General features: G+C 72.7%; 13 protein-coding genes. 8 read left to right on the top strand and 5 right to left on the bottom strand.

The window, feature by feature from the left end; translation table 11 throughout:
- Window positions 1-63: 63 nt before the first annotated feature.
- Window positions 64-1,653, bottom strand: coding sequence for a T3SS (YopN, CesT) and YbjN peptide-binding chaperone 1 (locus ASF50_RS19105; RefSeq protein WP_414855740.1), 1,590 nt, complete (start codon window positions 1,651-1,653; stop codon window positions 64-66).
- Between ASF50_RS19105 and ASF50_RS14595 the strand changes: the two genes are divergently transcribed.
- Together ASF50_RS14595 and ASF50_RS14600 are read left to right on the top strand one after the other, a co-directional pair.
- Complete coding sequence (locus tag ASF50_RS14595) at window positions 1,545-2,408, top strand: tryptophan 2,3-dioxygenase (protein WP_056904880.1); 864 nt, start codon at window positions 1,545-1,547, stop codon at window positions 2,406-2,408. The genes ASF50_RS19105 and ASF50_RS14595 overlap by 109 nt on opposite strands.
- Window positions 2,405-2,731, top strand: a complete 327-nt coding sequence (locus tag ASF50_RS14600; protein ID WP_156718298.1) for a hypothetical protein — start codon at window positions 2,405-2,407, stop codon at window positions 2,729-2,731. Before ASF50_RS14595 ends, ASF50_RS14600 begins: the two co-directional genes overlap by 4 nt.
- A gap of 150 nt (window positions 2,732-2,881) precedes the next feature.
- Here ASF50_RS14600 and ASF50_RS14605 read toward each other — a convergent pair whose 3' ends face one another.
- Window positions 2,882-5,785 carry a vitamin B12-dependent ribonucleotide reductase gene (locus ASF50_RS14605; protein WP_056904882.1) on the bottom strand — a complete coding sequence of 968 codons (2,904 nt, stop codon included), beginning with the start codon at window positions 5,783-5,785 and terminating at the stop codon, window positions 2,882-2,884.
- 205 nt (window positions 5,786-5,990) lie between these two features.
- On the bottom strand, window positions 5,991-6,491 hold the full coding sequence (nrdR, locus tag ASF50_RS14610) for a transcriptional regulator NrdR (RefSeq protein WP_056904883.1): 501 nt from the start codon (window positions 6,489-6,491) through the stop codon (window positions 5,991-5,993).
- 436 nt (window positions 6,492-6,927) lie between these two features.
- Between nrdR and ASF50_RS14615 the strand changes: the two genes are divergently transcribed.
- Window positions 6,928-7,947, top strand: a complete 1,020-nt coding sequence (locus ASF50_RS14615) for an alcohol dehydrogenase catalytic domain-containing protein (RefSeq protein WP_200920167.1) — start codon at window positions 6,928-6,930, stop codon at window positions 7,945-7,947.
- Window positions 7,948-7,951: 4 nt separating this feature from the next.
- Here ASF50_RS14615 and ASF50_RS14620 read toward each other — a convergent pair whose 3' ends face one another.
- Window positions 7,952-8,455, bottom strand: a complete 504-nt coding sequence (locus ASF50_RS14620; protein WP_056904884.1) for a mismatch-specific DNA-glycosylase — start codon at window positions 8,453-8,455, stop codon at window positions 7,952-7,954.
- A gap of 117 nt (window positions 8,456-8,572) precedes the next feature.
- Between ASF50_RS14620 and ASF50_RS14625 the strand changes: the two genes are divergently transcribed.
- Complete coding sequence (locus ASF50_RS14625; RefSeq protein ID WP_056904885.1) at window positions 8,573-8,941, top strand: hypothetical protein; 369 nt, start codon at window positions 8,573-8,575, stop codon at window positions 8,939-8,941.
- A gap of 137 nt (window positions 8,942-9,078) precedes the next feature.
- Here the strand turns inward: ASF50_RS14625 and ASF50_RS19310 are convergent, their stop codons facing one another.
- Entirely contained in the window at window positions 9,079-9,408 is a 330-nt protein-coding gene (locus ASF50_RS19310; RefSeq protein WP_056865751.1) for a LysM peptidoglycan-binding domain-containing protein, read from the bottom strand.
- 371 nt (window positions 9,409-9,779) lie between these two features.
- Here ASF50_RS19310 and lexA point away from each other — a divergent pair, with 371 nt between their 5' ends.
- The 4 genes from lexA (at window position 9,780) to ASF50_RS14650 (ending at window position 15,572) form a co-directional block, all read left to right on the top strand.
- Entirely contained in the window at window positions 9,780-10,556 is a 777-nt protein-coding gene (gene lexA / locus ASF50_RS14635; protein WP_228941141.1) for a transcriptional repressor LexA, read from the top strand.
- A gap of 134 nt (window positions 10,557-10,690) precedes the next feature.
- Complete coding sequence (locus ASF50_RS14640) at window positions 10,691-12,388, top strand: MXAN_6640 family putative metalloprotease (RefSeq protein WP_156718299.1); 1,698 nt, start codon at window positions 10,691-10,693, stop codon at window positions 12,386-12,388.
- 83 nt (window positions 12,389-12,471) lie between these two features.
- Window positions 12,472-14,247: an alkaline phosphatase D family protein gene (locus tag ASF50_RS14645; RefSeq protein ID WP_235557675.1), complete on the top strand. Its 1,776-nt coding sequence runs from the start codon at window positions 12,472-12,474 to the stop codon at window positions 14,245-14,247.
- The gene (locus ASF50_RS14650; protein ID WP_082503196.1) at window positions 14,247-15,572 is read left to right on the top strand and encodes an alkaline phosphatase family protein; all 1,326 of its coding nucleotides are present in this window, start codon (window positions 14,247-14,249) and stop codon (window positions 15,570-15,572) included. The genes ASF50_RS14645 and ASF50_RS14650 overlap by 1 nt, the downstream gene beginning before the upstream one ends.
- Window positions 15,573-15,574 lie beyond the last annotated feature (2 nt).

The raw sequence follows: 15,574 nt of genomic DNA on the forward strand, positions 1-15,574 counted from the left end.
GCCCAGCAGGGTTGAGGAACCGCAGGCGCCCCATCGGGGGGCGTCTCCTCGGGCCGTGCCTCCTCAGGCCCAGCGCGCCTCCTCCCCCGGGTCGAACAGCTCGAGCCCGGGCTCGTCGTCGGGCAGCAACGAGAGCTGGCGCTCGCGCCTCCGGGCCACCACGGGACGCGGCGGGGCGGGCTCCCGCTCGCGGGACTGACGCCACACCACCAGGCGCAGCGCAGCGCGCAGGCCGGCGAGCAGCTCCTCGACGTCCACGCCGGTCACGTCGAGGTGGCCGGCACGCACACCCACGAGGTGGGCCACGATGAGGCGCCGGTCGTGGTCGAACAGCTCGGCCACCAGCTCCGGGGCGAGCCGGGCGTCGGCCATGAGCTCGACCACAGCGGCCAGGGGCGTGGCCTCCGCGAGGTCGACGGCTCCGGGCCCGAGGCGGGCCAGGCGCTCGAAGGCCGCCGTGCGGGCTGCCGGCGCCGGCTCCGTCGGCGGCTGGAGGTAGCGCCGGCCACCGAGCCGCGCCACCGTGTCGCGCGCGGCCTCGTCGATCTCCTGCATGATCCGCGACAGCACGACCCGCAGCTGCATGGGCGCGAAGGGCAGGGCGTGCAGGTCGTGGCCGAACTCGATCTCGCCCTCCACCGCCCGCAGCTGGAGGAACGGCATGCGCGCCGCGAGCAGGGCGACCTCGCGCAGCGCTGCAGCGTGGTCGGGCAGGTCGACGGCCAGCCACCCGAAGAGGCGCACCACCGGCACGTCGTCGAGGACCCGCACGAACACCGTCGACAGGCCGACCCGGACCGGCACGTCGCCGTCCTCGTCGCGCTCGAGCTCCTCGCCCTCCGACATCTCCAGGAGCACCTCGTCGACCATCTCCTGCAGGTGCTCGACACCCTCGGGCATCGTGGCCAGCGGCGCCGGGGACGTCCGTGTCGGCTCCTGCCCGCCCTGCGACCGGAGGCCCCGGAGGTCGAGATCGGTCACGAGGAACGCCGGGTCAGGACAACCGAGGACCTCCGTGAGCGCGAGCACGGCCAGCGCCGCCAGCTCGTCGGCCCTCGCTCGCGGGCGGTCGAGGACCCCCAGGACCGCGGCGTCGGGCTCCTCGCCCGGCTCCGCGGCGGGGTCGAGCCACCCGAGGTCGAGCAGACCCCGGCGTAGGGCCGCGTCGGCGCCTGCACCCGCCACCACCTCCGCCCGCACCATGCCCGCACCCCACCCGGTCAGCCTGACGCCGGGCCTCTGGCCCGTGTCCGTGCCCGTGACCTCGAGCCCGAGGGACACCATCTCGCCGTCCCCGAGCTCGGCCAGCCGGTCGCCCAGTCGCCGGCGGAGCTCCCGCCACGATCCCGTCAGCTGCGTCACCGCACGCCCCGTCCCCGTCGCGCCGCGACCCGGTGCCGCTGCGATGCCCGTCACGCTAGGGGCGACCACCGACAGTCGGGGCCTGCTCGGTCCGGCGGCGTGGCAGGCTCTGGCACGGCCGCCTCCGTGTGACGTGGCCGCGGCCACCGACCCGGGGGTCGACCCCGACCGGAGGAGACCCGATGGCCCTGGAGCACGGTGAGCGACCCCTCGAGGAGGGCATCCGCACCGACCTGCGCGAGGCGCTGGACTACGGCACCTACCTCGACCTCGACCGGCTGCTCTCCGCACAGCACCCGGTCAGCGACCCGGTCCATCCCGACGAGCTGCTCTTCATCGTCCAGCACCAGACCACCGAGCTGTGGTTCAAGCTCGTCCTCCACGAGCTGCGCGGCGTGCGCGGCTACCTAGAGGCCGACGACGTCGACCGGGCCCGCAAGGCTCTGGCCCGGGTCAAGCACATCTTCCGCACCCTCACCGAGCAGTGGTCGGTGCTGGCCACGCTCACCCCCAGCGAGTACGGCGGGTTCCGCGACGCCCTCGGCCCCTCGTCGGGCTTCCAGTCCCACCAGTACCGCGGGGTGGAGTTCATCCTCGGCAACAAGAACGCCCGCATGCTCCGCGTCTTCGACGCCAAGCCGACCGTGCGCGCCGATCTGCAGGACCTGCTCGACACCCCCACCGTCTACGACGCCCTGCTGGCCTTCCTGGCCCGTCACGGCCACGACGTGCCCGCCGACGTCCTGGGGCGCGACGTCCGCGAGGCCTGGGTCGAGCGGCCCGACCTCGTGCCGGTGCTCGCCGCCCTCTACGACGACCCGCGCACCCACTGGGAGGGCTACGCGATCTGCGAGGACCTCGTCGACCTCGAGGACGCCTTCCAGCTGTGGCGCTTCCGCCACCTGCGCACCGTGCAGCGCACCATCGGCTTCAAGACCGGCACCGGCGGCAGCTCCGGCGTCGGCTTCCTCCAGCGGGCGCTGGAGCTCACGTTCTTCCCCGAGCTCTACTCCGTACGCACGGGCATCGGCGGCGGCCCGTCGTGACGTCGCCGCGGCCGCTCCTCGCTGCGGTGTGGGTGGTCACCGGCAGCCTGGGCGGCTACCTGCTCATCGACTGGGGCCCCACGTGCGACACCACGTGGGCCGGCACCTACGCGCGACTCACCGGGTGGGCAGCGCACGTCTGCGGCGGAACGTTCCCCTTCACGCCCACCGTGCTCGCCTTCACCACCACCGGCTTCCTGGCCCTCGCCCTGATCGTCCAGCGGCCGGCCGGGAGCCGCGGCACCACGGCCCTCGGCCTCACGGTGGCGGCCCTGCCGCTCGTGACCACCCTGTCCCTGTTGGGGCTCGCCCAGGTCCCGTGACGGTCGGGATTCCTGAGGACGGCTCGGTCGCCGCTGCACCGCGCAAGCCCACCGTCACCGCACAGCAGCTGGGCCTCGTCGCGTCCGCAACGGCCACCGGCCCGGCCCCTCCGTGCAGGAAGGACCGGGCCGGTGGCGATGCGGGAGGCGTCAGCTGCAGCCGGACGTGCTGCCGCAGCCCTCGCAGACGTAGCAGGAGCCGGCGGGACGCATCTTGGTGCCGCAGGTGAAGCACAGCGGGGAGTCGATCGCGGTGCCGGTGATCTTCTCCATCAGCTCGGCGGAGGTGTGGGCCTCCTTGGCCGGCTGGGCCGGGACCTCGCGCTGCGAGGCGCCCTCGGTGTCGTGGGTGACGACACCCTCGACGGTCTCGGGCTCGGCGACCGGCGCCGAGGCGACCGGCTCGTCGATGAGCTCCGCGGCGCCACCGGTCTCGACGACGGGCTCGTAGGAGCCGGTCTCGAGGTAGCGCTGACGCTCGTCGGCGGAGTAGATCCCCATGGCCTGGCGCTGCTCGAAGGGCAGGTAGTCCAGGGCCAGGCGGCGGAAGATGTAGTCCATGATCGACTGGCTCATCCGCACGTCGGGGTCGTCGGTGAGGCCGGCGGGCTCGAAGCGCAGGTTGGTGAACTTCGAGACGTAGGTCTCCAGCGGCACGCCGTACTGCAGGCCGATGCTGACCGCGATCGAGAACGCGTCCATGACGCCGGCCAGGGTCGAGCCCTGCTTGCCGAGCTTGAGGAAGATCTCGCCGAGCTCGCCGTCGGCGTGCGCACCCGAGGTCATGTAGCCCTCGGCGCCACCCACGGTGAAGGAGGTGGTGCGCGAGACGCGCGACTTGGGCAGACGCTTGCGGGTCGGGGCGTAGACGACCTTCTCGACGACCTTGGTCTCGACCGGGGCGGCGTCGGCGCTCTTGTTGGAGTCGGTGCCCTTGTTGTCGCCCTTGCCGCTCGACATGGGCTGGCCGACCTTGCAGTTGTCGCGGTAGACCGCGGTGGCCTTGAGGCCGAGCTTCCAGGACTGGAAGTAGACGTCCTCGATCTCCTCGACCGTGGCGGTCTCGGGGAGGTTGACGGTCTTGGAGATCGCGCCGGACAGGAACGGCTGGCAGGCCGCCATCATCCGCACGTGGCCCATCGGGGCCAGGGCGCGGGCGCCCATGGCGGTGTCGAAGACCTCGTAGTGCTCCTGGCGCAGGCCCGGGGCGTCGATGACGTGACCCTCGGCGGCGATGTGGTCGACGATCGCCTCGACCTGCTCGGGCTGGTAGCCCATCTTGCGCAGGGCGCGCGGGATGGTCTGGTTGACGATCTGCATGGAGCCGCCGCCGACGAGCTTCTTGAACTTGACCAGCGAGAAGTCGGGCTCGATGCCGGTGGTGTCGCAGTCCATCATGAAGCCGATGGTGCCGGTGGGCGCGAGCACCGAGGCCTGCGCGTTGCGGAAGCCGTGCTTCGCGCCGAGCTCCTGCACCTGGGCCCACGCGGCCGTGGCCAGCTTGTGGACCTGCTCGTCGGCGATGTGGACCGGGCGCACCGTGTCGTTGGCGGCCTGGTGCTTGCGCATGACGCGCTTGTGGGCGTCGGCGTTGCGGGCGTAGCCGGTGTAGGGGCCCACGACGCCGGCGATCTCGGCCGAGCGCTTGTAGGAGGTGCCGGTCATCAGCGAGGTGATGGTGGCGGCCATGGCGCGGCCGCCGTCGGAGTCGTAGCCCAGGCCCATGGCCATGAGCAGCGCGCCGAGGTTGGCGTAGCCGATGCCGAGCTGGCGGTAGTCGCGGGTGGTCTGGCCGATCGATTCGGTCGGGAAGTCGGCGAAGCAGATGGAGATGTCCATCGCGGTGATGATGAACTCCACGGCCTTCGCGAACAGCGCGCCGTCGAAGGTGTCGTCGTCCTTGAGGAACTTCAGCAGGTTGAGGCTGGCGAGGTTGCACGAGGAGTTGTCGAGCGACATGTACTCCGAGCAGGGGTTGGACGCGGTGATGCGGCCGGTCTCGGGGTTGGTGTGCCAGTCGTTGATGGTGTCGTCGTACTGCATGCCCGGGTCGGCGCACTCCCACGCGGCGGTGGCGATCTTGCGCCACAGGTCGCGGGCGTCGACGGTCTCGATGACCGAGCCGTCCTTGCGCGAGCGCAGGCCGAAGTCGGTGCCGTTCTCGACCGCGCGCATGAACTCGTCGGAAACGCGCACGGAGTTGTTGGCGTTCTGGTACTGCACCGAGGTGATGTCGTCGCCGCCGAGGTCCATGTCGAAGCCGGCGTCGCGCAGGGCGCGGATCTTGTCCTCCTCGCGCGCCTTGGTCGCCACGAACTCCTCGATGTCGGGGTGGTCGACGTCGAGCACGACCATCTTCGCCGCGCGGCGCGTGGCGCCGCCGGACTTGATGGTGCCGGCGGAGGCGTCGGCGCCACGCATGAAGGAGACGGGGCCCGAGGCGGTGCCGCCGGAGGAGAGCAGCTCCTTGGAGGAGCGGATGCGGGAGAGGTTGAGGCCGGCGCCGGAGCCGCCCTTGAAGATGAAGCCCTCCTCCTTGTACCAGTTCAGGATCGAGTCCATGGAGTCGTCGACCGAGAGGATGAAGCAGGCCGAGACCTGCTGCGGGGAGGGCGTGCCGACGTTGAACCACACCGGGGAGTTGAACGAGAAGTACTGGTGCACCAGCAGCCAGGTCAGCTCGTGCTCGAAGACCTCGGCGTCGGCCGGGGAGGCGAAGTAGCCGTTGTCCTCGCCGCCCTTGCGGTAGGTCTTCACGACCCGGTCGACGAGCTCGCGCAGGCTCTGCTCGCGGGTGTCGGAGCCGACGGCGCCGCGGAAGTACTTGGTGGTGACGATCGTGGAGGCGTTGACCGACCAGAAGTCGGGGAACTCCACGTTCTTCTGCTCGAAGACGGTGGCACCGGTCTTCCAGTTGGTCTGGACGACGTCGCGGCGCTCCCAGGTGATCTCGTCGTAGGGGTGCACGCCGGCGGTGCTGAACGTGCGCTCGAAGGTCAGGCCCTTGCCCGCCGCCGAGGCGCCGGTCTGGGCCCCGCTCATCGTCTCCGTCATGTGCTGCTCTCCCTGTGTCGCGTGCTGGCTGTGTCGCGTATTGGCTGTGTCGCGTGCTGGTCGTTGTGGTGCGTGGTCGGGCTCGTGTCGATGGTCGCGCTGACCACCGACACTCGGCGGGCGGACCGGCGTGGGGGTCGGTCCGGTGGGGAGGAGGTGGTGCGCCCGGCAGGCAGCTTCCCCACTGCCTGCCGGGCGGTCTGGGTCAGCCCGTGGTGGGCTGGGGGTCGCGCCCCTCGACCAGCTCGGTGAGCTGCTCGGCGCGGTGGGTGCGCAGCTGGGCGATCTCGGCCTCGAAGTCCTCGGCGGACTCGAAGGCCTTGTAGACGCTGGCGAAGCGGAGGTAGGCCACCTCGTCGAGCTCGCGCAGCGGCGCGAGGATGGCCAGCCCCACCTCGTGGGCGGGGACCTCGGCCTGACCGAGGCCGCGCAGGGCGTCCTCGACGGCCTGGCCGAGGCAGGCCAGGTCGTCCTCGGTGACCGGCCGGCCCTTGCAGGCCTTGCGGGCACCGGCGACGGCCTTCTCGCGGTGGAACGGCTCGGTCGCGCCGGAGCGCTTCACCACGGCGAGCGGCATGAGCTCGACGGTGGTGAACCGCTCCTTGCACGCCAGGCACTGCCGACGCCGGCGCACCGAGCCGCCGTCGTCGCCGACCCGCGAGTCGAGGACCTTGGTGTCGGCGTGGTGGCAGAACGGGCAGTGCACGACAGGTCTCCTCTCGGACGGGTCGAACGGACGGTGCGGGACGGCTGCGGGAGCGTGGCGGCGCGCCTGTGACACCCTCGTCGGGTGGCCAGGAGCTGTGGATAAAGCGGCCGGTCATGTGGAGAACACCGGGCCTGTTGTGAACCATCCACCCTGGCGCTGTGCACTAGATGTGGATAACTACATCCGTGTAAGTACTAGATGTAGGGGAACCGTACGCCCGTCGCGCACACCGCGCAACCTGTTCGGCGTGTCCCGCCGAGTCGCGTCGGGGGCTCCGCCAAACCCGCAGGTCAGCGGGGTACGACGGTGACCGCACGGTGGTCCGTACCGACCGCGGTCCGGGCGTGTCGCGGCTCCACGGGCTCGACGGGGCTCCCCGTCCTGCCGCATGGGGTGAGCCGGTCGGTGCCCCGCTCGGCCTAGCGTCCGTGCCATGAGCGAGACGATGCGAGCCATGGTGGTCAAGGCCAAGAGCCAGGAGTTCACCCTCGAGGAGCGCCCGGTGCCGACCCCGGGACCCGGCGAGGCCGTGGTGAAGGTCGCAGCCTGCGGCGTCTGCCACAGCGACATGTTCGCCCGCGAGGGCGTCTACCCCGGCGTCAGCTTCCCCGTGGTGCCCGGCCACGAGGTCGCCGGCTCCGTGCACAGCCTGGGCGAGGGCGTGCAGGGCTGGAGCGAGGGCCAGCGCGTCGGCGTCGGCTGGTACGGCGGAGCCTGCGGCTGGTGCCGCCCCTGCCGGATGGGCGCACTGATCGCCTGCGAGAACACCCAGATCCCCGGTGTCCAGCGCGACGGCGGCTACGCCGACTACGTGCTGGTGCCCGCCGCGGCCATGGCCGCCATGCCCGAGGAGCTCGCCCCCGAGCTCGCCGCCCCCCTGATGTGCGCGGGCGTCACGACCTACAACGGCCTGCGCCGCACGGGCGCACGCCCCGGCGACCTGGTCGCCGTGCTCGGCGTCGGCGGCCTGGGCCACCTCGGCGTGCAGTACGCCGCCAAGATGGGCTTCCGCGTCGCCGCAATCGCCCGCGGCACCGAGAAGGCCGACCTCGCCCTGGGCCTGGGCGCGCACACCTACATCGACTCCACCGCCACCGACCCCGGCGAGGAGCTGGCCAAGCTCGGCGGCGCCCGCGTCGTGCTCTCCACCGTCACCAACGGCGACGCCGTCGCCTCGACCATCCCCGGCCTGGGCGTCGACGGCGAGCTGGTCGTGGTCGGTGCGGCCGAGCAGCCGATCCCCGTGCCGGCCGCCGCCCTCATCCCGATCAACGGCTCCGTGGCCGGTCACGCCTCGGGCACCGCGGCCGACAGCGAGGACACCCTGAACTTCAGCGCCCTCACCGGCGTCGAGGCGCAGATCGAGACCATGCCGCTGGAGCAGGCGAACGAGGCCTACGCCCGGATGATGGCCGGCGACGCCCGCTTCCGGATGGTGCTCACCGTCGGCTGACGATTCAGGCGCGACCGGCCAGCTGGGCCAGCTCGCGCCACCACGCGACGCGCGTGGGCCGACCGTCGTAGTCACGACGATGGTTGGCCCCGCTCGTCCCGGGCAGCACGAAGACCTGCGCGGTCCCGACGTACCAGTCGTGGGCGCCGAGACGGGGGTGCGCGCGTCGACTCAGCGCACGCGCGGCCTCGTGGGCGACACCCTTGCTGGTGAAGGCCAGCCAGTCGGGCCGCCAGCGCTCCACCTTGGCGACGAGCTCGTCGACCTCGACCCACCGCGGGTCCCAGTGGCCGACCAGGTCGGTCAGGCCGAGACCGAGGGTGGCCACGTCACGGTCCTCCTCAGGGCGCAACCGACGCGGCGAGAGACCGGACAGGTGCACCGACTCCCAGAAGGAGTTGCCGGGCGAGTCGTAGTAGTGCTCCCGGGTGCGGGTCGAGTCGGCGCCGGCCAGGCCGCAGAACACGATCGCCGGCTCCGTGGCCACGATGTCGGGGAGGACCTCCATGCCCCCCACCGTGCCAGCCACCGGGTCAGGGCTCCGGGTCCGGGCTTCGGGTCGACGGGCGCGACGCGATGGTGGTGTCGCGCTGCGAAGTCCCTGCCGATCGGACAGAATGAGCCCGTGGCGACAGCGGGCAAGCGAGCGGGCTCGCGCAAGGGCACCCGGGCGCCCCGCCAGCTGCGCCCGCGCCTGCTGGCGCTGGCCCTGGCCGTGACGGCGGCCGTCGTGGCCTGGGGCTACCTCGTCTACGCCGCGATCGACTTCGGCACCGCCGCCCGCGACGGCGACTCCGGCTCGTGGGCGTTCCTCGCCCTGGCCTCGGTCGGAGCGGTGGCGTGCCTCTTCGTGGGCCTCTTGCTGGTGGCACGCCTGCTCCGCGAGCTCGGCATCACCACCGCACCGACCGGTGCCGCCCCGGACGGCAGCGGCGGCGAGGACCTCGAGCCGGCCGCGCCCCGCCCACCCGGCGGACGCCGCGCCGCGCGCTGACCGGCCGGCAGCACCCCTGGACGGCAGAGGAGGGCGGGCCCGGTGGGGCCCGCCCTCCTGCACTTTCCCCGCTGCTCACCGGCCGGGGTCGAGGCGACCGGTGATGTCGATGGGGGCGCCGACGACGGCGCCCGAGGTCACGCCAGCGGGATGCGCAGACGCTGGCCTGCGGCGACCATGCCGCCGTCGAGGTCGTTGAGCTGCTGGATCTCGGCGATGGTTGAGCGCACGTCACCGTCGTCGGCGACGTCGGCCGCGATGTCCCACAGCGTCTCGCCAGTGCCGACCACGATCACCTCGGTGGGCTGCGCCTGCGAGGTGGCCACCGACCCGGCGGCCAACCACACGCCGACGGCGAGGATGGCCAGGAGCGAGAGCGTGAACACCACGAGTCGCCCACGCCGGGTCAGCCGCACGTGGTGCGTGGCGACACGGGATGCGGCGGGGTGCTGGATCGTGGTGCTCATGGGGACCTCCTGGGGAAGGGGGCGGTCAGCCGTGGGGTGGAGCTCGAGGTGGACGAGGTGATGTCTAGTGGTGACCACCGACAGTCCTGGAGGACCGCCGTCGAGCACCGGATCGACCACACGTTCGATCGAACATGTGTACGACGTTAGATCACGCGTTCGAACAGCACAAGGGGGTCGGACGAACATCTGTTCGACCGCCCGTCCGGCACGGAGGCCCGGACCCGCGGGCCTCGGGCGTCGCGAACGGTCCGACACGCCGTTCGAACAGGTGTTTGAAACCCTCGGGGCCTCCTGGCATGGTGAGCACATCGCCCGACCGGGCGACCAGCGACACCGATCGGTGGCACCGACCAGCGGAGAGGCAGACGATGGCGACCAAGGACACCCGGGGGCGGACCGGGGGCGGTCCCACGGAGGGCCCGACCGACGGCACGGCGGACGGCACGGTGACCGAGCTGCCCGACGGTGCACCCGACGCCACCGGCCTCACCCCGCGGCAGCTGCGGGTGCTGGCCACCATCCGCGACGCGATCGAGAAGCGCGGCTACCCGCCGAGCATGCGCGAGATCGGCAACGCGGTCGGCCTCACCAGCACCTCGAGCGTCGCCCACCAGCTCAAGGTGCTCGAGGAGAAGGGCTTCCTCAAGCGCGACCCCAACCGGCCCCGGGCGCTGGAGGTCTTCCTGCCCGAGGTGATGGCCGCCCGCCGGTCGATCTCGGCGGCCGAGGAGAGCGGTTACGACGAGACCGGTGTCGGCGACTCCGTGCCGGCCGCCACCTACGTCCCGGTCGTCGGCCGGATCGCGGCCGGCGGCCCGATCCTGGCCGAGGAGCAGGTGCAGGACGTCTTCCCCCTGCCCAAGCAGCTCGTCGGCGAGGGGCAGCTCTTCCTGCTCGAGGTCGTGGGCGACTCGATGATCGACGCGGCGATCTGCAGCGGCGACTACGTCGTCATCCGCAAGGAGCAGACCGCCGACAACGGCACCATCGTCGCCGCCCTCATCGACGGCGAGGCGACGGTGAAGACCCTGCAGCGCAAGAACGGCCAGGTCTGGCTGCTGCCGCACAACGAGGCCTACGACCCGATCGACGGCACCCACGCCACGATCCTGGGCGTCGTCACCGCGGTCCTGCGCAGTGTCTAGCCCGCCGCCGCACCCACCCGGGACACCCCGGGGCCGGCCCGTCCTCCCCGCGGAGGACGGGCCGGCGTGCGTGTCGGCGACCCGTGAGAGCCTGGAGCGAGAGCCGGAACCCTCGACCCACTGGAGTGCCCGACGTGCGCCTTCGTCCCCTGTCCGCCCTGCTCCTCGCGGGCGCCCTGTCCGTCTCGACCCTGACGGTCTCGGCCCTGCCCGGCACGGCCGTGGCCGCCCCCCAGGTCGACCTGCCCGAGGTCCCCGGGCTCCCTGGGCTCCCTGGGCTGCCCGGTGTGGACGGGACCGAGACGCCGGACGAGCACGCCCTCGCGGCCCTCGCAGTGGTCGAGACGCTGGTCGACCCGGCGACCAGCCCCGCGGAGGCCCAGCAGACCCTCACGCAGGCCGGCGAGGCCGACCTCACGGGGGCGCTGCGCGACCTCGCGCTGAGCATGGACGCCCTCTCCCCCGCCGACCGCGCGGAGGCCGCGGCCTACCTCGCCCGTCCGACCGACAGGCGCGGCGACGGCTACCTCGACTACGAGGACGACACCGTGCAGCGCGTCTGCACCGACGACCTGTGCGTGCACTACGTCGTCGGCGGCGCCTCGGGCAACAACGTGCCGGCCAAGGACGCGAGCGGGGGCGCCGGTGGTGCGGGCAACGGCGTCCCGGACTACGTCGACTTCGCGCTCTCGACCCTCCAGGACGTGCACGACACCTACGCCGGCGCGGGCTACCGCACGCCGCTGCCCGACGGCGCCAAGGGCGGCGACGCCCGCACCGACGTCTACCTCGGCGACGTCGGCAGCATGAGCTTCTACGGCTACTGCACCTCCGACGACGACGTGCCCGACGACGCGCGCGCCGTGCCCGCCTACTGCGTGCTCGACAACGACTACCGCACCGGGCAGTTCCCCACGAACCTGCCGACCGAGAACCTCCAGGTGACCGCGGCCCACGAGTACTTCCACGCCGTCCAGTACGCCTACGACGCCGGCGAGGACGGCTGGCTCATCGAGGCCACCGCCACCTGGGCCGAGGACGAGCTCTTCGACTCGGTGAACGACAACGTGCAGTACCTCGCCGACAGCCCGCTCTCCCACCCGCGGCAGTCGATGGACCGCGACGAGGACCTCGCGGTCTACGGCGACTGGATCTTCTTCCGCCACCTCACCGAGCGCCACCCCGCCGCGGTCGGTGGACTGCCCGTGCTGGTGCGCAAGATCTGGGAGCGCGCCGGCGCCGCCGCCGGCGACCGTGACGAGTACTCCACCCAGGCCGTCGAGCAGGTGCTGCGCCGCCAGCACGACGTGTCCCTGAGCGAGTCCTTCGCCCGCTTCGCCGACGCCAACCTGCGCCCCGGCCGCGCCTACGCCGAGGGCAGGGCGCAGTCCTACCCCAACGCCCCCCTGTGGAAGCGCACGACCCTGACGGGCTCGAAGCGCTCCGTGGGCGCCCAGCAGGTCTACCTCGACCACCTCAGCAGCGCCAGCCAGCGCTTCACCCCGGGTGCCGGCCTCGGGGGCGGCTGGCGGCTGCGACTGTCCCTCGACCTGCCGTCTCGGACTCGGGGCTCCGCGGCGGTCGTCACCGTCGTGCCCACCTCCGGCACGCCCTCCACACGGGTCCTGCGGCTGGACCGCGCCGGTGACGCCGCCACCCGGGTCGGCTTCTCCTCGGCCCGCACCTCCTACGTCGAGGTCACGCTGGTCAACGCCAGCACCCGCTACCGCAACTGCAGCAACGGCGGGACGAGCACGTGGCCCTGCGGTGGTCGCCCGGTCGACGACGGCCTCCGCTCCACCCTCACCGGGCGGGTCGTCCCTGCCGGGTGACGGGACCGCGCCCGGCAGGTGAACGATCGGTGCGGGTCGCGGCGAGGCCGTCACGGCGCCGCCGCCGCGTCGTTGAACGCGTCGTGACCACGAGCGACACCGCCCCGCAGCCCTCCCGCGACACCGGCCCGACCGGCCCGGCCGGCCCGACCGCGACCGCTCCGGCCCCGCGCCGGCGTACGGTCCTGGCCGGGGGTGCGGTCGGCGTCGGCACCCTCGGCCTGCGCGTCGGCTCGACCGGAGCCGAGGCCGCCCCGCCCCGCGCACGCCGCGCCCGCGTCTTCCGCCACGGGGTGGCCTCCGGCGACCCGCTGCCCGACGCCGTGGTGCTGTGGACCCGGGTCACCCCGACCCCGGGCAGCACCCCCGGATCGGGCCGGGGACCCTCCGTCGAGGTGGTCTGGGAGGTCGCCACCGACACCCGCTTCCGCCGCGTGGTGCGCCGCGGCCGCGTGCGCACCGGGCCCAGCCGCGACCACACCGTCAAGGTCGACGCCACCGGCCTGCGCCCGTCGACCGAGTACTACTACCGCTTCCGCCTCGACGGCCAGGCCAGTCGCACCGGTCGCACCCGCACCGCCCCCGCACCCCAGGCCTCCCCCGACCACCTCCGCTTCGGCGTGGTGTCGTGCGCCAACCTCCAGGCCGGCTTCTTCTCCGCCTACCGCGGGCTCGCCGCGCGCGAGGACCTGCACGCGATCGTCCACCTCGGCGACTACCTCTACGAGTACGGTCCCGGCGAGTACGGCATGGGCGCCGACAACCTCGACGTGCGCCGCCACGTGCCCGACCACGAGATGGTCTCGCTGGCCGACTACCGCCAGCGCCACGCGCAGTACAAGCAGGACCCCGACCTCCAGGACGCCCACGCCCGCTACGCCTGGATCGTCACCTGGGACGACCACGAGGTCACCAACGACCAGTGGCGGGGCGGGGCGGAGAACCACACCCCCGGCACCGGCGAGGGCGGTGAGGGCGACTACCGGCGCCGGCGGGCCCGCGCGCACCGCGCCTACGACGAGTGGATGCCCGTGCGCATGGACGGCACGGCCGCGCTGGGCGACGGCGCCCGGCTCTTCCGGCGGCTGCGCTTCGGCACGCTGCTGGAGATCAGCATGCTCGACCTGCGCACCTACCGGGACCAGCAGGTGGCCACGCCGGCGGTCGACCCGGCCGTGAGCGACCCCGACCGCACGATCACGGGCGCGCGCCAGATGGCCTGGCTCAAGGACTCCCTCAGCCGCGACCACCGGCCGCAGTGGAAGGTGGTGGGCAACCCCGTGATGATCGCGCCGGTCACCTTCGCCGACCTGCCCGACGCGCTGGTCCAGCCGGTCAACGACGTGACGGGGCTGCTGCCCGGCGACGGTGCGCCCTACAACGTCGACCAGTGGGACGGCTACACCGCCGACCGCCGTGAGGTGCTGACCCACCTCGACGACCACCAGGTGAAGGACACCGTGTTCCTCACCGGCGACATCCACTCCGCCTGGGCCTGCGAGCTGCCGCTCGACACCTCCACCTACCCGGTGGTCGGCGACTCCCTGGGCGTGGAGTTCGTGTGCACCTCGGTGACCTCCAACAACCTCAAGGACATCACCGGCACCCCGCCGGACACCACCTCCACCCTGGTCGAGCAGGTCATCCTGGCCAACAACCGCCACATCAAGTACCTCGACTTCGACGACCACGGCTTCTCGGTCCTCGACGTCACCCCCGCCCGCGCCCAGATGGACTGGTACGTCATCGGGGCCCGCGACGACCGCGACACCGCGATCACGTGGTCGGTCTCCTTCGCCACCGCCGCCGGCACCAGCCGGATCGAGCAGGTCGACGCCCCCGTCGGGGGTGACGCCTGATGTGCACGCCCACCCCCCACGCTGGCCACCACGACAGCCGCGAGGAGCGCCCCTTCGCCCGCGGCCTCGGCGAGCTGCGCACCGGTCGGCGGACGGCGATCACGGCCGGCGCCGCCGGACTGCTCTTCTCCACCCTCGCCGGCACGCAGGCCGCCCGGGCCGCCGGCGGGGCCGACACCCGCAGGCGGGCCTACGTGATCGTCGTCGACGGCTGCCGGCCCGAGGAGATCGACAGCGGCCTGACCCCGAACCTCCACGCCCTGCGCGGCGGCGGACTGCGCTTCCCGCGCGCCTCCTCCATGCCGGTCATGGAGACCATCCCCAACCACGTGATGATGATGACCGGCCAGCGCCCCGACCGCACCGGCGTGCCGGCCAACGCGATCCTCGACCGCGAGCTCGGCGCGATCCGCGACATGGACCGCGCCGGCGACATCAAGGTGGCGACGGTGATCGAGCGGCTCAACCGCCGCGGCCTGCGCACGGGCACGGTGCTGTCGAAGGAGTACCTCTACGGCGTCTTCGGCGAGCGCGCCACCCACCGCTGGGAGCCGATGCCGATCATCCCGGTGGCCGGCTACGCCCCCGACGTCTTCACCATGCAGGCCACGCTGGCGATGGTGGACGAGGTCGACCCGCACCTGGTCTTCGTCAACCTCGGCGACATCGACCGCTTCGGCCACTCCGACCTCACCGGCACGACCCTCCAGCTCGCGCGCCGCACCGCACTGGCGGCCACCGACGCCCTGGTCGGTCGGTTCGTCGAGGAGCTCAAGAGCTCGGGGCGCTGGGAGCACTCGATGCTCGTCGTGCTCGCCGACCACTCGATGGACTGGTCGCTGCCCACCCAGGTCGTCTCGCTGCAGGCCCCGCTCGAGGCCGACCCCTTCCTCGCCGGCAAGGTCGTCATCGCCGACAACGGCGGCGCCGACCTCGTCTACTGGACCGGCCCGTCGAGCCAGCGCGCCGAGGCCGTACGCCGCATCCGCGCGATCGCGGAGGAAGCCGAGGGCGTGCTGAAGGCGTGGGACCGCCGCGCCGAGTGGCTGCGCCTGGGCCCCGAGGCCGGCGACGTCGTGGTCTTCTGCCGGGCGGGGTGGCGCTTCAGCGACCCCGACCCGCTGACCTCGAACCCGATCCCCGGCAACCACGGGCACCCGGCCACCCGGGCCATCCCGTTCTTCCTCGCCGGCGGCCACCCGCGGGTGCCGCGGGGGAAGACGTCCTCGGCCCACGCCCGCACCCTCGACGTGGCCCCCACCGTGGCGTCGTTCTTCGGGCTGCCGTCGGGCGCGGCGCTCTACGAGGGTCGCGCCCGGGTCTGAGC

Origin of the sequence: Nocardioides sp. Leaf307, assembly GCF_001423135.1 — a bacterium.
Taxonomy (GTDB): domain Bacteria; phylum Actinomycetota; class Actinomycetes; order Propionibacteriales; family Nocardioidaceae; genus Nocardioides; species Nocardioides kribbensis.